Origin of the sequence: Nocardioides sp. NPDC058538, assembly GCF_042719275.1 — a bacterium.
GTDB lineage: Bacteria > Actinomycetota > Actinomycetes > Propionibacteriales > Nocardioidaceae > Nocardioides.
This window is the reverse complement of the sequence record NZ_JBHXNY010000005.1, coordinates 43,981-65,853: the sequence shown is the minus strand read 5'-3', so window position 1 is coordinate 65,853 and position 21,873 is coordinate 43,981. Positions and strand designations below refer to the sequence as shown.

Here is a 21,873-nt window from a genome sequence, read left to right as displayed (position 1 = left end):
CCGCCCTCGACCCCCACCACTGAGGACGGCCATGAAGAAGTCGCGCATCTGGCTCGGCGTCGGAATCGCGTTCGTCGTGCTCGTCGGCGTCGTGACCGGCACCGGCTGGTACCTCGCCCACCGGCTCGACCGTCAGGTCCGGACCGTCGATGTCTTCGCCGGGCTCGAGGAGCGTCCTGAGGCGGCCGGCGACGCTGCGGGCGCCCTGAACATCCTGCTCCTCGGCACCGACGGGCGCACCGGCGGCAAGGCCACCACCGGCAGCGAGGCCACGGCGTCGTGGACGCCGGGTGAGCAGCGGGCCGACACGATGATGCTGCTCCACCTCAGCGCCGACCGCCGCTCCGCCTCGGTCGTCTCGATCCCACGGGACTCCTGGGTACGGGTCCCCGGCCACGGCAAGGCCAAGGTCAACGCCGCCTTCTCCCAGGGTGGACCGAGGCTCAGCGTGCAGACGGTCGAGAAGCTCACCGGCGTACGCATCGATCACGTCGCCTGGGTCGACTGGGCCGGCTTCGAGGAGATCGGCGACCTCCTCGGCGGCGTCGAGGTCTACATCCCTGAGACCGTCCACGACTCCGCACGCCACCGCACCTGGACCAAGGGCACCCACCTGCTCAGCGGTGAAGAGGCCCTCCTCTACGTACGCCAGCGCTACGGCCTCCCCGGCGGCGACCTGGACCGGGTGAAGCGCCAGCAGTACGTGCTCCGCTCCATCCTCCGTGGCCTGAGACAGAGCGTCGACCCGAAGAACCCCAAGAAGGCCTACGACCTCCTCGACATCATCACCCGCCACCTCACCGTCGACTCCGGCTTCTCCGGCGGAGACCTTCGTGGGTTGGCCCTCGATCTCGCCCGGATGCCTTCCTCGGACCTGACCTTCTTCACGGCTCCTGTCGCCGGGCTGGGGCGCGAGGGGAAGCAGAGTGTCGTCCATCTCGACCGGCGCAAGGGGCGAGAGTTGTGGGCCGCTGTGCGGGAGGACGAGATGGATGCATGGCTTGCCCAGAACCAGGATGTTCTGACGGGGCGGACGGTCAGCTGAGGGCTGGTGGCCGCGGGCTTCCGCGGCAGCCGCAGCACGTGGCAGAGCTGATCGGGCGTTGGGACGCGGGGATCTTGAGCGACTTCTAGGTACGTCTCGGAGTTGGCGTTGCGTCATTGGTTGGTGGCCGCCGACCCGTTACGGAGGATGTTCTCGGTCTCGGCCGGAGTCAAGGACGGCCTGCGGCCGCCGGCTTCGCCGGTCGCCTGCGGCGATCCTTGGCACCGGTCGACCCCGAGAATATGGCTGGCTATCGGGTCGGCGGCGGGGTTTGGCGCGGATTCCCTGGGTTGGGTACGGGCTTGGGAATTGGTGTCGATGTCCCTTAGGGATGGCCGGGTCTCGGGGCTTTTACTAGACGATGACACCTTGTGAGGGCGGCGGGCTTCACAAGCGCGCGTCGCTCGGGGCGTGTGGCGCGTTGGCCGCCTCGGCGGGGACGGCGCCGCAACGAGGCAGCGGGCACGGTGGCCTGCCGAGATGTTGACTCCCCACGGACTGGCGTGTGCGGAACCAGCCGTGGCGCGGGCAGCATCGGCATCCACGGGGAACCTTCGTCCAGCCATCGGCACGGGCTAGCGATCGGCTCGGGGGCGGCGATCGCCTCGACGCAGAGACCAGCTCGACGCAAAGACTGCACGATTCGGCTCCGGTCGCGGCTCGACGAGCGTCAGTCCTACCAGGGTGGGGGAAGCGCGCACCGATCGGTTGCCGCAGCCGCAGACAGTAGCGGCGAAATGCGGGGTGGTTGGGGGCCGTGGCCGGTTCAGGTTCTTCGGGTGAACCGGATCTGCCCGTCCGGGAGCCGCTCGTAGGTGCTGTTGGCGTCGTGGATGCGGCGATGGTCACTCGGACACAACAGGACCATGTTGGCCATGTCGGTCTTGCCGCCTTCGGACCACGGTTTGAGGTGATGGGCCTCGGTCCAGGCGGCGGGCGCGTCGCAGTCCTCCGCCTGGCAGCCTTGATCTCGGAGCCGCAATGCTCGGTGTTGGATCGGGTGGGCCAGGCGGGCGGTGCGGCCGAGGTCCAATACCTCGGAGTTGGTGCCGAGGACGGCGGGGACGAGGTCGGCGTTGCAGGCCAGCCGGCGGGCTTCGGCTGCGGTGATCTGGTCGCCGTCGTAGCCGAGGGCGGCGGTGCCGAGGTCGGCGCGGAGCTGGTCGAGGCTCATGGTGATGAACACCGTGGTGGCATGGCCACCGTGCCTGGGGAGGAGGTCCACGTCGTAGGTCTCGACCACCCGGGCGAACGCCTGACCAAGGAGTCGGTCGTAGGGCGCTTTGCGGCCCTTGTCCTCCGCCGACCACTTCCGGGGCTGGGCCAGCGAGTCCAACATCGTGCGCAACCGCATCCCAACCGCGCGCGAGACCCGGGCGTGGATATCCACGGTCCCGTCGCCGTTGGCACGCGAGGAGAAGAACGTGCGCCGTTGGGCGCGCTCTTCCTCCCGCTGCAGGGCTTGGGCTTCTGCGGCCTCGAACCGGGCGGGGTCGATCTCGGCCAGGATGCGTTTGCCGACGATCCGCACCTCGTTCGCCGTCAACCGGGTGGCGTAGTCGACCAAGAGCTTCTCCGCGAGCACAAGGTCTTCGGTGCTGGCGGCCGGGTCGGCCTCGATGGCATCGAGCGCCTTCGTGATCACCCGGGCCTTGTCTTGGGACACCACACCCTCGGCCAGGCCTTCGGCGACCAGGTCGTACTTGGCCACCCCGGCCGCGAGTTTGATCTGGGAGCGAGCCACCGCCTTGTCGACCAACAGCTCGGTCCGCAGCCACCCGGAGGCGTCCTTGGCGCCGATCTCCTCGGCGATGTCACCAGCGGACGCGAGGACCCGCAGCTTCAAGGCGGCTTGTTTGGCGTGGATCTTCTCCAGCCGGGCCAGGCGGTCCTTCTTCTGACCGGTGCGCCAATAGGCCGGGTCACTGGTCAGCAGCTTGTCGAGGGAGGATTCGATGGCGGCGAGTTCGGCGTCGACCGGATCACTAGGGTTGGTGCCCCAGTGGTTGACGTCGTGCTCGACACTCATCGTGATCCCTCCCTTCAGAGGTGTGTCGTGATGGGTATGATTCTACGCCTCAACCGGATACCTAACCACCCATAGGTGCAGGTCAAGAGCCACTTTCGCGGTGAGCGAACGGGATCGCTTCTGTGGATGGTAAGTGGCCCGAAGGGCCACCCCTCCACCCCCACAAGCCCCACCCTCCCCAGGAAAGAATCCGCTGCGCCACACCCGGGCCACCGCCCCGATAGCCAGCCAAATCTTTCTCGACGGGCGCCGGTGTCAAGGACCGCGATAGCGGCCGGCGAAGCCGGCGGCCGAAGGCCGTCATCTCGACAAGCTCGATACATCGCCTTGACTCCGGGGCTCGTCGAGAAGACCCTCGAAAACGGGTCGGCGGCCCACAGTCCCACGCAAACCGGCCCCGGATACCGTGACCACATGCCGACCCCAGACTTCATCCTCGACCTCCGCCGCAAGATCGGGACGGACATGCTCTGGCTCCCCGGTGTGACGGCAGTGGTGCGCAGAGGCGACGAGATCCTCCTGGTACAGCGATCCGACAACCGGATGTGGACACCGATCACAGGAATCGTCGACCCGGGCGAGCAGCCGGCGACAGCGGCGGTGCGCGAGGCGAAGGAGGAGACCGGGGTGGACATCTCGGTCGACCGGCTCGCCTCCGTGGGGGCGACGACGCCGATGGCCTATCCCAACGGCGACCAGGCCGTCTACATGGACCATACGTTCAGCTGCACGTGGGTCTCCGGTGAGGCGTACGTGGCTGATGACGAGTCCATGGACGTCTGCTGGTTCCGGGTGGAGGATCTTCCCGAGATGCACCACGAGCTCAGGGCCCGGATCGACGCCGCGCTCTCGGGCGAGATCGCGGCTCGATTCACCGCCCCTTGAGCTCGCCGCGCAGGCGCGCGTCGAGCATCCTCATGAGATCCGCGACGCGACTCCTTCCGACCGGCACCTCGGGATACCGCACGAGCACCCCGATCAGCTCAGGAACCGCCCGCGCGACAGCCCGATCCACGGAGACCAGGGCAGCCCCGGGATCGCCCGGGGCCTCGATCTCCGCGATCCGCGCGACACTCGCCGCAGCACGCAGGATGTGCCCGACCTGATCCGCGGAGGCGAGGGGATGGAGGTAGGCGGCGGAGGCGGCGTCACCGGCGCTTCGGGCGGCCAGCCGGGCTGCCTCGGTCGGGGCCTCGGCCGCCGCTCGATGAGCGTCCAGGGAGGTGACCCGCTGCAGCTTCGTACGTCTGGCACCACCGACGAACTCCCAGGCCGCATCCAGCGCCAGCCTCGGTCGAGGGTCGTCGGGGCAGGCCGCCTCGAACAGGGGCAGGACCTCGGCAGCGGTCTCCGCGACATAGCGGGCGACGACCCGGAGCTCGTCGGTCGTCAGCTCGAAGTCGCCCGCCACGACGAAGCAGGCTCAGGCGTGGCCGTCGAACATCGAGGTCACCGAGCCGTCCTCGAAGACCTCGCGGATCGCGCGGGCGAGCATGGGGGCGATGGAGAGCGTGGTGAGCTTGTCGAACTGCTTCTCCTCCGGCACCGGGAGGGTGTTGGTGATGACGACCTCGGTGGCGGTGGAGTTCTTCAGCCGGTCAACGGCGGGGTCGGAGAGGATCGCGTGGGTGGCGCAGATGATCACGCCGGCGGCGCCCTCGGCCATGAGCGCGTCAGCAGCCTTCACGATCGTGCCACCGGTGTCGATCATGTCGTCGGTGAGGATGCAGATGCGGTCCTTGACCTCACCCACGACGCGGTTGGCGACGGTCTCGTTGGGCCGGTTGATGTCGCGGGTCTTGTGGATGAACGCCAGGGGCGCCCCACCGAGCCGCGCGGCCCAGCGCTCGGCGACCTTGATCCGGCCGGCGTCGGGAGAGACGACGGCGAGCGGCTGGTTGCCGTACTTGTCCTTGATGTAGTCGGTCAGCAGCGGCAGCGCCATCAGGTGGTCGACGGGACCGTCGAAGTAGCCCTGGAGCTGGTCGGCGTGGAGATCGACGGAGATGATCCGGTCAGCACCAGCGGTCTTGAACATGTCGGCGACCAGACGAGCCGAGATCGGCTCGCGACCGCGGTGCTTCTTGTCCTGGCGGGAGTAACCCCAGAACGGCATCACGACAGTGATCCGCTTGGCCGAGGCGCGCTTCAGCGCGTCGACCATGATCAGGTGCTCCATGAGCCACTGGTTGATCGGCGCCGTGTGCGACTGGATGACGAACGCGTCCGAGCCGCGCACCGACTCCTCGTAGCGTACGTAGATCTCGGAGTTGGCGAAGTCGTAGGCCGCGGTGGGCGTCAGCTTCGTTCCCAGAAGATCGGCGACCTCCTCGGCGAGGACCGGGTGAGCCCGGCCGCTGAAGAGCATCATCTGCTTCTCGGTGGTGCGCTTGGTCATCTGCTGGCTCCTACCCCCGGGGTCACTGCACTTGGATTCTCCATCAAGTTCGCTGCCGGACCCAACCCCGGGGGTCACTCGCCTGTCGCCGGGGGTTCACCGAGGATGGGTACGCCCGACTCGAGTGCCTCCTCTGCCGCGGCCGCCTGCGCCGTGCCTGCCCTCTTCGCCAGCGCCCACCCCTCGATGATCCGCTGCTGACCTGCGGAGACTGCCAGCGCACCGGGCGGGACGTCCTCCCGGATGAGGGCCTCACCACCGGTCGTCGCACCGTCTCCGACGACCACCGGGGCGACGAAGGTCACACCTGAGCCCGACTTCACGTGGCGTCCGATCCGGGTCTTGTGCTTGTTGACGCCGTCGTAGTTGGCGAAGATCGTGCCGGCCCCGATGTTGGTGCCCTCGCCGATCGACGCGTCGCCGACGTAGGACAGGTGCGGCACCTTGGCGCCGGGTCCGATGGTCGAGTTCTTGACCTCGACGAAGCCGCCGATCTTGCCCTCGTCGCCGAGCACCGTGCCCGGGCGCAGGTAGGAGAACGGCCCGACGTTGGCACCGGGTCCGATGACGGCGAGCTCTGCCTGCGTACGCACCACCCGGGCGCCGTGGCCGACCTCGGTGTCCTTCAGCGTGCAGTCGGGACCGACCACCGCGTCCTCGTCGATCCGGGTGGCACCGATGAGCTGGGTGCCGGGCAGGATGGTGACGTCGGGCGCGAGCTCGACGTCGGCGTCGATCCAGGTCGTGGCCGGGTCCATCACCGTGACCCCGTCCTTCATCCACCGGGTCACGATCCTGTCGTTGAGGATCTTCCCGAGCGCGGCGAGCTGGGCCCGGTCGTTGGCACCCTCGGCCTCGCTCACGTCGTCGAGGACGAACGCGTCCACCCCCAGGCCGTCCGAGACCGCCAGCGCGATCGCGTCGGTGAGGTAGAACTCCTTCTTGGCGTTGTCGTTACCGATCCGCGGCAGCACCTCGGCCAGGAAACCGCCGTCGAAGGCGATGATCCCCGAGTTGATCTCGGTGATCGCCCGCTCCTCGTCGGACGCGTCCTTCTCCTCGACGATCCCGATGACCCCGGCACTGGGCCCACCACTGGCGCGCAGGATCCGGCCGTAGCCGAAGGGCTCCGGGACGATCCCGCTCAAGATCGTCGCGGCCCGGCCGGCGGCCTCGTGGTCGGCCACCAGCGCGCGCAGGGACTCACCACGCAGCAGGGGCGTGTCGCCGTACGTCACCAGAACCGTCCCGTCGGAGACCGCGCCGGCCTCGACCGCCACCCGCACGGCGTGCGCCGTGCCGAGCTGCTCGGTCTGGACCGCGACCACGGCCTCGGGCAGGATCTCGGCGATGTGGGGCTCGACCAGCTCCCGCTGGTGCCCCACGACCGCGACGACTCGGGACGCCCCGGCCTCCGAGACCGCGGCCAGGACATGGCCCACGAGACTCCGGCCCGCGATCTGGTGGAGCATCTTGGGAGTCTTGGACTTCATCCGGGTGCCGCCGCCGGCGGCCAGCACGATCACGGTGAGCTCGCTCATGTTGGCTCAGTCTAGGACCCCCGGATCGAGCGAAGATCCGGGGTCAGCGGACCCGTTCCTCGGCCGCGTTGAGGACCCCGACGATCTGGTCGTAGTCGCCGCGCACCTCGGCGTAGCGCAGCAGCTTCACCTGCTCCACGAGCACCTCATGTGCCTCGGGAGATGCCTCCAGAAGCGCCATCACCTCGTCGACGTACGCCTCGAGCGGCATGGCGTGCTCGGAGCTCTCGTGGCCCGGCATCAAGGCCGTCCGGACCGCCGGCGGGACGAGCTCGGTGACCTGGATCCCGATCGGCGCCAGCTGCATCCGGACCGACTCGGAGAGCTGGTGGATCGCCGCCTTGGTCGCGTTGTAGGTGGGCGTGAACCGCAGCGGGGTGTGGGCCAGCCCCGAGGAGACGGTGAGGATCGTGGCGCCGGGACGCTCGCGCAGCTGCGGCACCAGCGCGTCGATGAGCCGGATCGGACCGAGCAGGTTGGTCACCACAGTCTCCTCGGCATCCGCGAGGAAGCCCCGCGTGGTCCAGTCCTCGGGGCGCATGATCCCGGCCATCGCGACGAGGACGTTCAGATCCGGGAAACGGCTGACCACGTCGGCGGTCGCCTCCGCGATCGAGACGGCGTCGGCGGTGTCGATGCGGACGGTCTCGAAGCCGTGCGCCTGGGCCAGCTCGGAGAGCAGCGACGTACGCCGGCCGCCGATGATGACGGTGTTGCCGCGCTCCTTCAGTCGCAGGGCGAGGGCGAGGCCGATCCCGGAGGTCGCTCCGGGGATGAAGATGGTGTTTCCGGTGATGTTCATGCCTCCACCTTGCGGCGGCGGATCCGGCTGCGGGAGAGACCTGGTGATCGTGGGATCGGCGGTCCCTGGTTGCGTACGAGCCCAACCCGCATCATGGATGCCATGGACCGTGCCTCCCTCGCCGACTTCCTCCGACGCCGCCGCGAGGCGCTCCGCCCGCAGGACGTCGGCCTGGTCACCGGACCGCGCCGGCGCACGCCCGGCCTGCGCCGCGAGGAGGTCGCCGCGCTGACCGGGATGTCGACCGACTACTACGTACGCCTCGAGCAGCAGCGTGGCCCCCAGCCCTCCGAGCAGATGCTCTCCGCGCTCGCCCGGGCGCTGCGCCTGACCGTCGACGAGCGCGACCACCTCTACCGGCTGGCCGGACACAACGCCCCGCGGCGTACGTTCGATGACGGCCACGTCGCCCCGGCGCTGCTGCGCGTGCTGGACCGGCTCGAGGACACTCCGGCGATGATCATGTCCGCGCTCGGCGAGACGCTGGTCGCCAACCGGCTGGCGACCACGATCTTCGGGGACCGGCCGGCGCTGACCGGCTGGGACCGCTTCGAGGCCTACCGCTGGTTCACCGATCACTCGACGCGGAGCGTCTACCCGCCGGACTTCCACGAAAGACACGGCCGTGGCCTGGTGGCGAGCCTGCGGATGGCCTACGGGGCACTCGGCGAGCGCGGACGCGCCGGCGAGCTCGTACGCCTCCTGCTCGCCAGGTCCGAGGAGTTCCGCGAGCTGTGGGAGCGGCACGAGGTCACCCACCGGTACGAGGACCACAAGACGCTGCTGCATCCGCAGGTCGGCCGCATCGAGGTCGACTGCCAGGTGCTGTCCACCCAGGACCAGGGCCAGGCGCTGCTGGTGCTGACGCCGGTGCCCGGCAGCGAGGCGGAGGAGAAGATCCGGCTGCTCGCGGTGCTCGGTCACGAGGAGTTCAGTGCCCCCTAGGTGACACCATTGCCCAGATCGAGGACGAGGACGGCCATGTCGTCGGAGGGCGGCACGGCGGAGAAGTCGGCGACCGCCCTCAGCAGCCGGTCGGCGACGACCTGCGCTCCCGTGTCGATGCCCGTGGCGAGCACGGCCTCGACCCCGGCCTCCTCGAACATCGTGTCTCCGGCGCGCCGCTCGAGGACACCGTCGGTGACGACGACGAGCCGGTCACCCCGCTCCACCGTCACTTCGTCCTCGATGTAGTCGACCGCGTCCAGCACCCCGAGGAGCGCCTGCGACCGGCCGACCCGACGGGCGGCGACGCCGGGCCGGGCACGGGTGACCAGGAACGGCGGCGGGTGGCCCGCACAGACGAGCCGGACCCGGAAGCGGGAGGCGGCCGTGACCTCGAGCGTGCCGCACACGAGCGTGATGAACCGGCCCCGCAGGCCCTCGTCGCTGATCGCGGAGTTGAGCCGCTCCAGGGTCGGCGCGATCGGGATGCCGGCCCGCATCAGTGCCCGCACCGTGTGCCGCGACATCCCGGCGACCGCGGCCGCCTCCGGCCCGACGCCGCACACGTCGCCCACCATGAAGCCCCAGCGCCCGGCGCCGAGCGCGAAGATGTCGTAGAAGTCGCCGCCGGCGTCGTTGAACTCCCCTGTCGGCTCGTAGCCCACCCCGATGTCGACGCCCGGGATGTCCGGCAGCACCGCCGGCAGCAGGCTGCGCTGGAGGGACCGGCCGATCTCCTGGAGCTCGGTGTGAGCGCGGGCGTTGTCGATGGCCAGGGCCGCCCTACGGGACACCGCCTCCGCCACCATCAGGCGCTCGCGACGCAGCGGCTCACCGGGCGGCCGACCGAGGGTGAGCCAGCCGATGATCCGGTTGCGTGCCTCCAGCGGAAGGATCGCAACCTCGCCCTCGACGTCGGGCTCGGCCGGAGCCTCGGGACCGTCCGGCTCCGCCTCCTCCAACGCGTCCCGCACCGCGTCGAGCTGGTACTCGTCGGCATGCCAGGCGAACTGGAGCCGCGGATGCCCGCGGACGTCGTTGAGGTAGATGCCGCACCACGTCGCCAGCCGCGGCACCACGATCTGCCCGGTCATCGCGGTCGTCGTCTCCAGGTCCAGCGACGAAGCCAGCATCACGCTGGCCTCGCTCTGGAACGTCAGCCAGGCGCGGCGCTCACTGTCGGCAGCCCGCGTGGATGCCCGGTCGACGCTCGGCGCCGCCCAGTCAGCGACCCGGTGCAGCTCGACGCCGTCCTCGGTGGCGAAGCTGCCCGGCTGTTTCTTCGCGACCGTCAAGGTGCCGATCACCCGGCCCTCGAAGGCAACCGGCGCGGTCACCAGCGAGCGCAGCCCGAGCCCCTTGAGCAGCTCGATGGGCGTGGCCCGCAGGTCGCCGATCGCCAGCGGACGGAACGACGCCCTGAGGCTCGGCGCACCGGCCTCGCCACGGCCCACGCTCCGCCCCTTGATCGGCTTCGCCGCTCCGCTGGTCGCGGCCACCACGAACCGGTCCTCCATCTCGTCCTCGAGCAAGAGGTACGCAGCGTCAGCGTCGAATCGCTCCCGGGTCTGGTCCACGACGAGGTCGAGGATGTCCCCGAGCGCGAGCTGGTTGAGGGCGAGCCCACTCAGCCCCAGCGGATCCTGCCCGGTCTTGGCCACGCTCTCCTGGCGGCGTACGTCCCGGCCCTCCGGGACTCCCCCGTTGGGCGCTTCCGCGTCGAGGGTCGTCTCCACCAGCGCGAACGCGGCCCACACCCGCTTGTGGTCGCGGCGGTACTCCACCCCCCAGGCAGTCGCCAGCGCCGAGGTGATGAGCAGCCCGCGGCCGTGCTCGCCGACGCCGGGCCGGGCGTTCGCCCCGACCGGGAGTACTCGGGTCGGGTGCTGGTCGACCACATCGATGCGGAGCCGGTCCTCCTCGCGTACGACCGCCACGGTCATGGGCGTGCCGGCGTGGGTCACCGCGTTGGTGACCAGCTCGCTGGTCAGCAGGACGGCGTCGTCGAGGAGGTCCTCGAGGCCCCAGTCGGCCAGCACCGTCCGCGCGAAACGGCGCGCTTCGGAGACCGACGTGGGTGCCGGTTCAAAGGTGCGCGAGAGCGTCTTGACTCCAGTGCTCATGGCCAACGCCGATTCTGCACCCGTTTGGGCTCGGAAAGGGACTGATCCAGGCAAGGTATCCACAGGTAGGTCAAGGAATGACCAGAATCGATGGGGAACGACCCTTTTGCCAGCCGTGACCAGCCGATGAGTGCGACACTTCAGCAGAAGCGCAATTCAGCGCAAGAGGAGGCGAGATGCCCTCATCGCCGGTCACTCCGCCTGGCACCACGCTCCCCGAGCAGGTGTCGGTCGATCCGGTCGCGCTGCGCCAGCTCAAGGACGCGATGACCGCGATGCGAGACGGCATCTTCACCGGCCGACTCGAGCCTGTCGACGGGCCCCTGGGTGACCTCGCCTCCATCCACAACGAGATCGCCGAACGGCTGAACCACCTGACCGGCGAGATCGCGCGCGTGCGCCGCGAGGCCGGCCGCGACGGCCACCACGACGAACGGCTCCGGCCGAGCATCGGCGGCGGCGCCTGGGCCGGTGCCGTCGAGGACGCCAACAAGCTGGTCGCCGACCTGGCCCGCCCCACCGCCGATGTCGCGCGGGTCGTAGCCGCCGTCTCCGCGGGCGACCTCACCCAGACGATGGACGTACGCCACGGCAGCCGCGCCCTCAAGGGCGACCCGCTGCTGGTCGCCAAGAGCGTGAACGGCCTGGTCGCCCAGCTCGCCACGATCACCGAGGAGATCGCCAGGGTCACCCGCGAGGTCGGCACCGAGGGCAAGCTCGGTGGCCGCGCCCGGGTGCGGAACGCCTCCGGGACCTGGCGCGACCTCGTCGACGCGGTCAACACGATGTCCTCGCGGCTGACCGCCCAGGTCCGCGACATCGCCGAGGTCACCACCGCTGTCGCCAACGGCGACCTGTCCCGCACGGTCACCATCGAGGTCTCCGGCGAGATGGCGCAGCTCAAGGACACCGTCGACCGGATGGTCGGCCAGCTGTCCTCGTTCGCCGCCGAGGTCACCCGTGTCGCCCGCGAGGTCGGCACCGAGGGCCGCCTCGGCGGCCAGGCCGACGTCCGTGGCGTCTCCGGCACCTGGCGCGACCTGACCGACTCGGTCAACACGATGGCCTCCAACCTGACCTCCCAGGTGCGTGGGATCTCCTCGGTCGCCAAGGCCGTCGCCCGCGGCGATCTGTCGCAGCAGATCACGGTCACCGCGCGCGGTGAGGTCGCCGAGCTCGCCGAGACGCTCAACTCGATGACCGCCACCCTGCAGACCTTCGCCGACGAGGTCACCCGTGTCGCCCGCGAGGTCGGCACCGAGGGCATCCTCGGCGGCCAGGCCGAGGTGCCGGGCGTCGCCGGCCGGTGGAAGGACCTCACCGACTCGGTGAACTCGATGGCGTCCAACCTGACCAACCAGGTCCGCGACATCGCCCAGGTCACCACCGCGGTGGCCGGCGGGGACCTGTCCCAGAAGATCACAGTCGACGTACGCGGCGAGCTCGCCGAGCTCAAGACCACCGTCAACACCATGGTCGACCAGCTCTCGGCGTTCGCCGACGAGGTGACGCGTGTGGCCCGCGAGGTCGGCACCGAGGGCATGCTGGGCGGCCAGGCCGAGGTGCCGGGCGTCGGCGGCCGCTGGAAGGACCTCACCGACTCGGTGAACTCGATGGCGACCAACCTGACCAACCAGGTCCGCAACATCGCCCAGGTCACCACCGCCGTCGCCGGCGGCGACCTGTCCCAGAAGATCACAGTCGACGTACGCGGCGAGCTCGCCGAGCTCAAGACCACCGTCAACACCATGGTCGACCAGCTGTCCGCCTTCGCCGACGAGGTGACCCGCGTCGCCCGCGAGGTCGGTGGCGAGGGTCAGCTCGGCGGCCAGGCAGCGGTGCCCGGCGTCTCCGGCACCTGGCGCGACCTGACCGACTCGGTGAACTTCATGGCCGGCACGCTGACCGCCCAGGTGCGAAACATCGCCCAGGTGACGACAGCGGTGGCCCGTGGCGACCTGAGCCGGCAGATCACCGTCGACGCCCGCGGCGAGATCCTCGAGCTCAAGTCGACCATCAACACCATGGTCGACCAGCTCTCCTCCTTCGCGGCCGAGGTCACCCGCGTCGCCCGCGAGGTAGGCACCGAGGGCAAGCTCGGCGGCCAGGCCGACGTGCACGACGTCTCAGGCACCTGGAAGGACCTCACCGACTCCGTCAACTCGATGGCCTCCAACCTGACCTCCCAGGTCCGCAACATCGCCCAGGTCACCACCGCGGTGGCCCGTGGCGACCTGACCCAGAAGATCACCGTCGACGCCCGCGGCGAGATCCTCGAGCTCAAGTCGACCATCAACACCATGGTCGACCAGCTCGGGTCGTTCGCCGACGAGGTCACCCGTGTGGCCCGCGAGGTCGGCACCGAGGGCGCGCTCGGTGGCCAGGCTCAGGTGCCGGGTGTCGCCGGCACCTGGCGCGACCTGACCGTCTCGGTGAACTCGATGGCCTCCAACCTGACCAACCAGGTCCGCAGCATCGCCCAGGTCTCCAAAGCGGTCTCGCAGGGCGACCTCTCGCAGAAGATCTCCATCGAGGCCCGCGGCGAGGTCGCCGCCCTGGCCGGCACCCTCAACGCGATGGTCGACACGCTGCGTACCTTCGCCGACGAGGTCACCCGTGTCGCCCGCGAGGTCGGCACCGAGGGATCGCTGGGCGGTCAGGCCCACGTACGCGGCGTGGCCGGCACCTGGAAGGACCTCACCGATTCCGTCAACTCGATGGCCTCCAACCTGACCTCCCAGGTCCGCAACATCGCCCAGGTCACCACCGCGGTGGCCCGTGGCGACCTGACCCAGAAGATCACCGTCGACGCCCGCGGCGAGATCCTCGAGCTCAAGTCGACCATCAACACCATGGTCGACCAGCTCGGGTCGTTCGCCGACGAGGTCACCCGTGTGGCCCGCGAGGTCGGCACCGAGGGCAAGCTCGGCGGCCAGGCCGAGGTCGCCGACGTCTCCGGCACCTGGCGCGGGCTCACCGAGAACGTCAACCAGCTCGCGTCGACGCTGACCACACAGCTCCGCGCGATCGCCGAGGTCTCCGCCGCCGTGACCCAGGGCGACCTGAGCCGGCAGATCACCGTCGGGGCCGCGGGTGAGGTCGCCGACCTGAAGGACAACCTCAACGAGATGATCGACTCGCTGCGGGAGACCACCAGGGCCAATGAGGACCAGGACTGGCTCAAGACCAACCTGGCCCGGTTCACCGGCCACATGCAGGGCGGCCGGGACCTCCTCGAGGTCGCCCGGCTGATCGTCTCCGAGCTCACCCCCCTGGTCGGCGCCCAGCAGGGCTCGATCTTCCTCACCGACCAGACCTCCGAGCACGGCGGCCCCAAGTTCCTGCGCCGGATCGCCTCCTACGGCTACCAGCCTGGCCCCGACGTCCCTGACGTCTTCGCCGTCGGCGAGGGCCTGATCGGGCAGGCGGCGTACGACCGTCAGCCGATCATCGTGCGCGACGTGCCGGCCGAGTTCCTGCGGATCTCCTCCGGACACGGGTCGGCCGCCCCGACATCGATCGTGGTGCTCCCGGTGGTCTTCGAGGAGAAGGTGATCGGCGTCGTCGAGCTCGCCTCGTTCCGGCCGTTCAGCGCCGTCCACATGCAGTTCCTCGAGCAGCTCGCCGAGTCGATCGGAGTCTCGCTCAACGCGATCATGGCCAGCTCGCGCACCGAGGAGCTGCTGGTCGAGTCTCAGCGGCTCGCCTCCGAGCTGCAGGACAAGCAGGACGAGGGCGAGCGTCAGCAGGTGGAGCTGCAGCAGTCCAACGCCGCCCTCGAGGAGAAGGCGCGCCAGCTCGCCGACCAGAACCAGTCGATCGAGATCAAGAACCTCGAGATCGAGGACGCCCGGCGTGGCCTGGAGGAGCGCGCCGAGCAGCTCGCCCTCTCGTCCCGCTACAAGTCCGAGTTCTTGGCCAACATGTCGCACGAGCTGCGTACGCCGCTCAACTCGCTGCTCATCCTGGCCCGGCTGCTCTCCGACAACGTCGACGGCAACCTCAACTCCCGCCAGGTGGAGTACTCCCGCACCATCCACGGTGCCGGCACCGATCTCCTCCAGCTGATCAACGACATCCTCGACCTGTCCAAGGTCGAGGCGGGGAAGATGGACGTCCACGTCACCGACGTCGCGGTCACCTCGGTCGTCGAGTACGTCGAGGCGACCTTCCGGCCGCTGACCGCCGAGAAGGACCTCGACTTCATCGTCAGCGTCGACCCTGACGTACCCCGCGTGCTGCGCTCGGACCAGCACCGTCTGCAGCAGGTGCTGCGCAACCTGCTCTCCAACGCGGTGAAGTTCACCGACGGCGGCGGCGTCCGGCTGCTGATCCGCAACGCCTCCGGCGAGCGCTTCTCGACAGCCAGCCTGCAGCAGGCCGACGCGGTGCTGGCGTTCTCGGTGGTCGACACCGGCATCGGCATCCCGCCGGAGAAGCTGAAGGTCATCTTCGAGGCGTTCCAGCAGGCCGACGGCACGATCAGCCGCAAGTTCGGCGGCACCGGCCTCGGCCTGTCGATCAGCCGCGAGGTCGCCCACCTCATCGGCGGCGAGATCCAGGTCAAGAGCGACCCCGGACACGGCAGCTCGTTCACCCTGTACGTCCCCAGGATCAGCTCCGGGACGATCGACACCCAGCCTCCGACGCCGGCCTCGGACGAGGATGTGACCGCCACCGGAGCCGACCAGCTCCTGCTGGTCCTCAGCAGCGACAGCGACGAGTCCGGTCCCGGCACGAGTGCCGTCGTAGAGGCCCTGTTCGGCTCGGTCGACGAGGTCGAGACCGTCGTCGGCACCTCGCCCGAGGAGGCACAGACGGTCCTGGCCGACCGCGACGTGGACTGTGTCGTCCTGGACCTTCCGCTGGCGGACGGCGGCTTCGACGTGCTCCGCTGGATGCGCACCCACAAGCGCACCAAGAACATCCCCGTCGTGCTGAGTAGGGTCGGCGAGGTGACCAAGGCCCAGCAGAGCCGGTTGGACAGGTACACCCAGGCGATGACCCTCAAGACGCCGGCAACCACCGAGGAGACGATCGACGACGTGAGCGTGCTGCTGGGCCGCCCCGGGGTGCAGCACCCCGGAACGTACGTCCCCGAGCCGGCCGATCCGAACGGCCAGTTCGTCGGTCGGAGGATCCTGATCGTCGACGACGACGTGCGCAACGTCTTCGCGCTCACCAGCGCGCTCGAGCAGCACGGCATCGACGTCATCTACGCCGAGTCCGGGGAGGCCGGGATCGAGGCGCTCCAGCGGGAGCCGGGCGTCGACCTGGTGCTGATGGACATCATGATGCCGGGCATGGACGGTCTGACCGCGATGCGCCTGATCCGCGACATCCCGCAGTTCAAGAGCCTGCCGATGATCGCGCTGACCGCGAAGGCGATGACCGGTGACCGCGAGGACAGCCTCGCCGCGGGCGCCTCGGAGTACATCACCAAACCGGTCGACGTCGCCGACCTGCTCTCGCTGTTCCGGCTGTGGCTGTCATGAGCGAGGTCCAGCGAGCGACAGCAGGCCTCAGGCCGCCGCTTCCGTACGCTCTGCCTTTCGCTACGGAGGCGGCGGCATGAGTGATCGCCATCAGCCGGGGACGGCGAAGATCCTGTTGGTCGACGACCGGGCCGCCAACCTGGTCGCGCTCGAGGCGATCCTCGGCTCGCTCAACCAGCGCCTCGTCCGCGCGGGATCCGGGGAGGACGCCTTACGCGCCCTGCTCCACGACGACTTCGCACTGATCCTGCTCGACGCGCAGATGCCGGGGATGGACGGCTTCGAGACCGCCACCCGGATCAAGTCGCGCGAACGGACCAAGGACGTCCCGATCATCTTCCTGACCGCGAACGACTTCGACACCCACCTCGCCTATCGCGGATATGCGACCGGTGCCGCCGACTTCCTCGCCAAGCCGTTCGACCCGTGGCTGCTGCGGGCGAAGGTGCAGGTCTTCGTCGACCTCTGGCACGCCAGCCGCAAGCTCAGCACCCAGGCCGACCTGCTGCGCCGGTCCCTGGACGAGCGAGCCGCCCAGCCCGGCCGGGTCGACGTCGACGTGGTCGCCGATCTCCGGTCCCGGCTCGCGGCGGTCGAGGAGGCCGTGGCCGAGCTCGACACCGGCGGTGACATCAGCCTCGGCGGCGATGCCCGCCGCCGCCTCGGACATCGGCTCGACGACCTCAGACAGGCGCTCGACGCGCTGGGCTGAACCCGGAAGGTGTCAGACCAGAAGGGATCAGATCCGTGCCCGGTAGGCGGCGAGGACCTGCTCCGCCTTCTCCTTGTCGGCGTCCTGCAGCGGGATCAGCAGCTCGGCGACCACGTCGGTCAGCTCGGCGACGCGCCGGTTGAGCTGGCGCTGCTCCTGCACCTCGGCCTCGAGCGCCTCGATGCGGCGCACCAGCGAGGCACGCGTACGGGCCGCGTCGCGGGCGCCGCGGGCGATGTTCTTGATGCCGATTTCGTCGGACATGTCAGTTTCCTTCTGCACGGTGCTGCGTCAGATTTTTGGGAGACGGCCAGGAGGCGCGCAGCCGCGCGACGCCCGGCAGCGGGTTGCCGAGCATGTCCTGACCTTCGTTGATCCCGAGGTGCTCGACCACACCGCCGGCCGCCTCGATCTCGGCCTGGACGAGGGCGGCGTCTACGCGGCGTACGAGGCCTTCGGGCTGCGGCTCGGGAAGGTTCTCACCGGTGACCGCGAACTCGAGGTAGAGCTTGCCGCCACCGGGACGAAGCGCCATCTTCGCCAGCGTCCAGAGCTGGCTCCGGGCCGCGCCGTCGAGGCAGCCGACCAGGTCTCGGGCGTAGAGATGGTGCGGGTCGCGGGCCAGCCGCGCACCCAGCGTCAGCGTCGAACGCAGCTCGCCGAGGATGAGCTGCTCGGAGACCAGCGGGAGCTTGTGGCGCTCGGCCCTGCGGCGTACGGCGGCCACCGCGGCACGGGAGAAGTCCACCGAGTGCACCTGATGTCCCTTGCGGGCGAAGAAGCGACCGTCACGCCCGATCGCGCCGGCGCCGATGTCGACCACCTTCGCGTCCTCGGGCAGCTGCTTGAGGACCCACGCACCGAAGGCCGACTGCTTGCTCTCGAGCTCCTTGCCGTGGGTGTTGTGGAACTCGGTCCAGAACCCCATGTCGGTGCGGAATCCGCGCAGCCAGCCGTCCAGACGACGTACGCCGGCCGGCGGGTCGGCGTACTTGAACGACGGGTCCGGGGTGCGCCACTTCGGGCCGTAGATGAAGGCCAGCATCTCCTCGGGCTCGGCGGGAGCCGGGAAGTCATAGCCGTGCAGGTTGATCGTCGAGACCGGCACGATCGCCTCGCGGCGCAGCCGTCCGGAGCGGTTGCCGAGCTGGTAGAAGACCGGCTCGCCGTCCTTGTCGGGCACGTAGAACGCCACGAAGATGTCGATGTGCACCTTGCGGCCGTCCGAGACCTGGTGCAGCACCTTGATGTCACCGCCGGACATCCGCAGGACGCTCCAGCCGCGCTCGCGCATGGTGCGCTCGATGGCGTACGACTCGGAGATGATCTCGGCAGGGACGGTGTGCTCGGAGAGGTAGCAGACGTCGGTGTCGGAGTCGTGGCCGAGCATCCGGCCCTCGCGGATCGCGCCCAGGAGCGCGCCGTAGTTGAGGTACGCCTCGACGCCGACCACGTCACGGAGGTCGGCGAGGACACGCTGGGTGCCGTCGAGGATCTCTTCGCGGATGCTTTCGTCGGTGGCCTCGAACGAGCGGGTCAGGTGGCCGACCTTGTCGACGCTGAGCGGGTTGCCGCTGCCGTCGACGATCGAGATGTTGCCCTCACCGGAGCCGAGCACGACCTTGTCCTCGAAGAGCACCTCGCCCTCGTAGTCGGCGATGGTGATCGTCGCAGCGCCGTCCAGGAACCGGGTGAGCACGGTTGGCCACGGCACCATGGTGCCTCCGTCGACCGGGTGGCCGTCGCGCTCGGGCGTCAGGGACCAGACGTACTGGCCGTCGACGGAGAGGATCAGGACCGGCGTCGAGGAGTCCCGGACGAGGATCCCTTCGTCGGAGATCTCGAACTGTCCGCCAGGAGTGGGGGCACTGCCGGTCACGAGACCTGGGCATCCTCTCGCGCGATGGCCTTCCGCAGAGCGGTGCTGCTGGTCTGGAGCGTGTAGGGGAAGTAGACGACCTCGACAGCGACCGACGCCATCTTCTTCTCGAGCGCGTCGCCCTTCTCGGTGCCCTTCCAGTCATCGCCCTTGAAGAGGTGGGTGAACCCGACCTCGCGCCAGGAGTCGACCTTGTCGGTGGTGCGCTCGGCGTAGACAGCGTCCACGATCCCGATCGCCTCGACGATCTCGAGCCTCTCGACGAGCGGGACGGTCGGGATGATCCCCTTGGTCGTCTCGCAGACCTCGTCGGAGACCACACCCGCGATCAACGTGTCGCAGCGCTCTCGCGCTTGGCGCAGCATGTTGAGGTGACCGATGTGGAAGAGATCGAACACGCCAGGTACGTAACCGATGATCGGTCCCATGCCCACGCTTCCTCCAAGTGTTTGTCGATTAGTTTGGGCGACTTTACACCCTGCTCCCCCACGGCCTCGATGTGAGGCCAGTATCCATACCACCTTGCACATCCCCGCAATCACCAACGCGACACGCGGGTGTGCACAGGAAGCCCGGCGACCTTACACGAAGATGAACGGCGCGTGGCCATCAATGGCGGAGCGGCGGGTCACGCGGGCGGCATGACACCGAGCACGACAAGCAGTCCCGGAAGGCCGAGGAACAGCAGTCCGAGGAGGACCGGGCCACCGAGCACGCCCAGGAGGACGGTGACCTTGGAGACGGCGTACCGCCGCAGGTAGGAGACGGCGAGCACCCCGAATCCCGCGGCCGACACGACCGATCCCAGGAGGTAGGCGACCGACCGTAGGCCGAGGTCAGCCGGGTCGCCGCTCGTTCCCAGCAGGATCGCGCCGGCCTCCACCGTGCTGCCGACCGCGTCGAGCGCGAGCGTCGCAAAGGCACCCCAGAGAAGCACCGACATCGCCCATGGCGTCACGAACCGGACCGGGAGTGCTGCCACCGACAGCAGAGCCACCGCGGCACCCAGCGCCTTCAGGCCCGTGACGGTCCAGTTCATGACCGAGAGCCCAGTGGCGTACTCGGCATAGCGGCCCTCGGCGAAACGATCGGTGGCCTCGAAGACCACGTTCACCCCGGCGAACGCCAGACAGCCCAATGCCATCAGCACGGCGATGGCAACGACGGCAGGGCTTGCGGCCCGCGCCGCGGGCGCCACCGGTCCCTTCTGGCTCGCGAGAGTTGTCATACTCTCGACGCTACGAACCTCGGCGGGGCGAGAGCATCGGGGGTTCCCCTACCTGAACCCGGGTTTCAGGTCCCGCCGACGACGTCGTCGAGCGCGCTACGGTCGGTTCATGGATGTCGTCGAGATCGACGGGTTGCGCATCGCCTACCGGCGCGCCGGGAACGGTCCCGCGGTCGTCTTCGTCCACGGCGGCGCCGAGGACGGCCGCGCCTGGACACCACAGCTCGACGCCCTCTCGGACGAGTTCACCGTCATCGCGTGGGACGAACCCGGCGCCGGCGGCTCCGGCGACGTGCCCGCAGGTTTCGCGCTGAGCGACTACGCAGACCACCTTGCCGGGCTGATCCGCGCCCTGGACATCTCTCCGTGCTCCCTCGTCGGGCTCTCCTGGGGAGTCACCGTCATCCTCGAGCTCTACCGTCGCCACCCTGCGGTGGCTCGAAGCCTGGTTCTCGCCGACGGCTACGCCGGCTGGCGCGGCTCCCTCGGACCCGACGAGGCCGACGCCCGCCTCGCAGGCCTGCTGGACCAGCCGGAGGGCAGCTTCGACCCGACCCTCCCAGGCCTCTTCGCCGGCCCTCCGCCGCCGAAGTTCGTCCCCCTGATGGAGGCGATGGGAGCCGACGTACGCCGCCACAGCATGCTGAACGCCCTGACCGCGATGGCCCAAGCCGATCTGACCGGCGTGCTCGGCACGATCCAGGTCCCCACCCAGCTCATCTGGGGCGCCCTCGACGCACGCTCACCCCTGTCCGTTGCCCACGAGTTCGAGCGCCAGATCCGGGGCGCCACCCTCGCCGTCATCCCCGGCTGCGGCCACGTCAGCAACCTCGAGGCTCCGCGGGCGTTCAACGACATCCTCCGCACCTTCCTCCGCCGCCACGCTGCATGAGCCGCACTCACACTCGAGATGCTCCCTAGCGACGTCAGTTCGACATCATCGCCTGGTCAAGAGCGGCTCATTGCTGATCGCGCCAGGTACCGGTCCAGGCATAGAGCGGGCCACTGGTGGCGTACTCGCGGAGGTAGGCGATGCGATCGCCGTCGAGCCTCGCGATGGAGCAGCCCTCGAATCGGCCGGCCTGGCCCCGCCAGGTGCACTCGAAGCTCCATTCGGCCATCAGGAACTCACCGGCGGCGGCATGCGTCGTGATGTCCCAGGCGTCGACGCGACCGCCAGCTGCAAACCACGCGTTCATCCACTGCTCCACGCGGGGCCGGCCCCGGTAGACCGGGCCATAGGACTCGATCACCACGCAGTCATCGGTCAGCGTGGTCAGCACCGCGTCGACGTCGTGGAGCCGCCATGCATCGATGTAACTGTGCAATTGAGTCACCAGTCGGTGACCTTAGCGGGTGCGCAACGCGGCTTGCCTATAGGCATTCATATCCATGATTGGAACCTATCGCGCCTCAAGGGACCTCGAGGCGCTGCGCCAGGTCAGGGTCGCCGCGCACCTGCGAGGACGCAGAGCAGCCGAGATCGGAACCGATTCTGGCTCGACGTGTGCCATTCTCGTGTGCCGTCCGGAAGGATGAAGCCCGTCCTGATCTGCCAATGTGCAGGTCAGGACGGGCTTTCTGCTCCCCGGGTAGGAGTCGAACCTACGTCGCTAGTCCTGATTCAAAGTCAGGCGGGCCCTGCCGGCAGACCAACCGGGGAACGTACGTCGAAA

Annotated in this window: 17 protein-coding genes and 1 tRNA gene; 6 read left to right on the top strand and 12 right to left on the bottom strand. The window is 69.2% G+C overall.

All coding sequences use genetic code 11. The features are described 5' to 3' along the window. Positions 1–31: 31 nt before the first annotated feature. The gene (locus ACFWQC_RS06340) at positions 32–1,045 is read left to right on the top strand and encodes an LCP family protein (RefSeq protein WP_378674677.1); all 1,014 of its coding nucleotides are present in this window, start codon (positions 32–34) and stop codon (positions 1,043–1,045) included. A 766-nt stretch (positions 1,046–1,811) separates the two neighbouring features. Here the strand turns inward: ACFWQC_RS06340 and ACFWQC_RS06335 are convergent. Then, the gene (locus ACFWQC_RS06335) at positions 1,812–3,074 is read right to left on the bottom strand and encodes a DUF222 domain-containing protein (protein WP_378674674.1); all 1,263 of its coding nucleotides are present in this window, start codon (positions 3,072–3,074) and stop codon (positions 1,812–1,814) included. Positions 3,075–3,488: 414 nt separating this feature from the next. Between ACFWQC_RS06335 and ACFWQC_RS06330 the strand changes: the two genes are divergently transcribed. Continuing rightward, entirely contained in the window at positions 3,489–3,959 is a 471-nt protein-coding gene (locus tag ACFWQC_RS06330; RefSeq protein ID WP_378674671.1) for an NUDIX domain-containing protein, read from the top strand. Here the strand turns inward: ACFWQC_RS06330 and ACFWQC_RS06325 are convergent. The 4 genes from ACFWQC_RS06325 to ACFWQC_RS06310 all read right to left on the bottom strand — a co-directional run bounded on the left by ACFWQC_RS06325 (position 3,946) and on the right by ACFWQC_RS06310 (position 7,815). Next, a complete protein-coding gene (locus ACFWQC_RS06325; RefSeq protein WP_378674668.1) occupies positions 3,946–4,485 on the bottom strand; it encodes a putative immunity protein in 540 nt (179 codons plus the stop codon). The two genes, ACFWQC_RS06330 and ACFWQC_RS06325, sit on opposite strands and share 14 nt — an antisense overlap. Before the next feature lie 12 nt (positions 4,486–4,497). Continuing rightward, positions 4,498–5,472 carry a ribose-phosphate diphosphokinase gene (locus ACFWQC_RS06320; protein WP_378674665.1) on the bottom strand — a complete coding sequence of 325 codons (975 nt, stop codon included), beginning with the start codon at positions 5,470–5,472 and terminating at the stop codon, positions 4,498–4,500. Positions 5,473–5,546: 74 nt separating this feature from the next. Further along, positions 5,547–7,013 (bottom strand): bifunctional UDP-N-acetylglucosamine diphosphorylase/glucosamine-1-phosphate N-acetyltransferase GlmU, encoded by a 1,467-nt coding sequence (gene glmU / locus ACFWQC_RS06315; RefSeq protein ID WP_378674662.1) that lies wholly within the window; start codon positions 7,011–7,013, stop codon positions 5,547–5,549. Positions 7,014–7,056: 43 nt separating this feature from the next. Beyond that, positions 7,057–7,815 (bottom strand): SDR family oxidoreductase, encoded by a 759-nt coding sequence (locus ACFWQC_RS06310; RefSeq protein ID WP_378674659.1) that lies wholly within the window; start codon positions 7,813–7,815, stop codon positions 7,057–7,059. Between the two features lie 102 nt (positions 7,816–7,917). Here ACFWQC_RS06310 and ACFWQC_RS06305 point away from each other — a divergent pair, with 102 nt between their 5' ends. Then, complete coding sequence (locus ACFWQC_RS06305) at positions 7,918–8,760, top strand: helix-turn-helix transcriptional regulator (protein WP_378674656.1); 843 nt, start codon at positions 7,918–7,920, stop codon at positions 8,758–8,760. Here the strand turns inward: ACFWQC_RS06305 and ACFWQC_RS06300 are convergent. Further along, positions 8,757–10,883, bottom strand: coding sequence for a SpoIIE family protein phosphatase (locus ACFWQC_RS06300; protein ID WP_378674653.1), 2,127 nt, complete (start codon positions 10,881–10,883; stop codon positions 8,757–8,759). The genes ACFWQC_RS06305 and ACFWQC_RS06300 overlap by 4 nt on opposite strands. Before the next feature lie 176 nt (positions 10,884–11,059). Between ACFWQC_RS06300 and ACFWQC_RS06295 the strand changes: the two genes are divergently transcribed. Together ACFWQC_RS06295 and ACFWQC_RS06290 are read left to right on the top strand one after the other, a co-directional pair. After that, on the top strand, positions 11,060–16,378 hold the full coding sequence (locus tag ACFWQC_RS06295; protein ID WP_378674650.1) for a HAMP domain-containing protein: 5,319 nt from the start codon (positions 11,060–11,062) through the stop codon (positions 16,376–16,378). Positions 16,379–16,454: 76 nt separating this feature from the next. Further along, positions 16,455–17,090: a two-component system response regulator gene (locus tag ACFWQC_RS06290; RefSeq protein WP_378674647.1), complete on the top strand. Its 636-nt coding sequence runs from the start codon at positions 16,455–16,457 to the stop codon at positions 17,088–17,090. Between the two features lie 27 nt (positions 17,091–17,117). Here the strand turns inward: ACFWQC_RS06290 and ACFWQC_RS06285 are convergent, their stop codons facing one another. The 4 genes from ACFWQC_RS06285 to ACFWQC_RS06270 form a co-directional block, all read right to left on the bottom strand. After that, the gene (locus ACFWQC_RS06285; protein WP_378674644.1) at positions 17,118–17,354 is read right to left on the bottom strand and encodes a DUF6752 domain-containing protein; all 237 of its coding nucleotides are present in this window, start codon (positions 17,352–17,354) and stop codon (positions 17,118–17,120) included. Position 17,355: 1 nt separating this feature from the next. Then, complete coding sequence (locus ACFWQC_RS06280; RefSeq protein WP_378674641.1) at positions 17,356–18,969, bottom strand: class I SAM-dependent methyltransferase; 1,614 nt, start codon at positions 18,967–18,969, stop codon at positions 17,356–17,358. Next, complete coding sequence (locus ACFWQC_RS06275; RefSeq protein ID WP_378674638.1) at positions 18,966–19,397, bottom strand: adenylyltransferase/cytidyltransferase family protein; 432 nt, start codon at positions 19,395–19,397, stop codon at positions 18,966–18,968. The genes ACFWQC_RS06280 and ACFWQC_RS06275 overlap by 4 nt, the downstream gene beginning before the upstream one ends. Before the next feature lie 200 nt (positions 19,398–19,597). Then, the gene (locus tag ACFWQC_RS06270) at positions 19,598–20,197 is read right to left on the bottom strand and encodes a hypothetical protein (protein ID WP_378674635.1); all 600 of its coding nucleotides are present in this window, start codon (positions 20,195–20,197) and stop codon (positions 19,598–19,600) included. A gap of 109 nt (positions 20,198–20,306) precedes the next feature. On the opposite strand from ACFWQC_RS06270, the gene ACFWQC_RS06265 reads away from it, so the two are divergent. Then, on the top strand, positions 20,307–21,089 hold the full coding sequence (locus ACFWQC_RS06265) for an alpha/beta fold hydrolase (protein ID WP_378674632.1): 783 nt from the start codon (positions 20,307–20,309) through the stop codon (positions 21,087–21,089). Between the two features lie 67 nt (positions 21,090–21,156). On the opposite strand, the gene ACFWQC_RS06260 is transcribed toward ACFWQC_RS06265, so the two are convergent. Both ACFWQC_RS06260 and ACFWQC_RS06255 read right to left on the bottom strand, forming a co-directional pair. Beyond that, positions 21,157–21,525 carry a nuclear transport factor 2 family protein gene (locus ACFWQC_RS06260; RefSeq protein ID WP_378674629.1) on the bottom strand — a complete coding sequence of 123 codons (369 nt, stop codon included), beginning with the start codon at positions 21,523–21,525 and terminating at the stop codon, positions 21,157–21,159. 256 nt (positions 21,526–21,781) lie between these two features. Further along, positions 21,782–21,860 (bottom strand) — tRNA-Gln (locus tag ACFWQC_RS06255). Positions 21,861–21,873 lie beyond the last annotated feature (13 nt).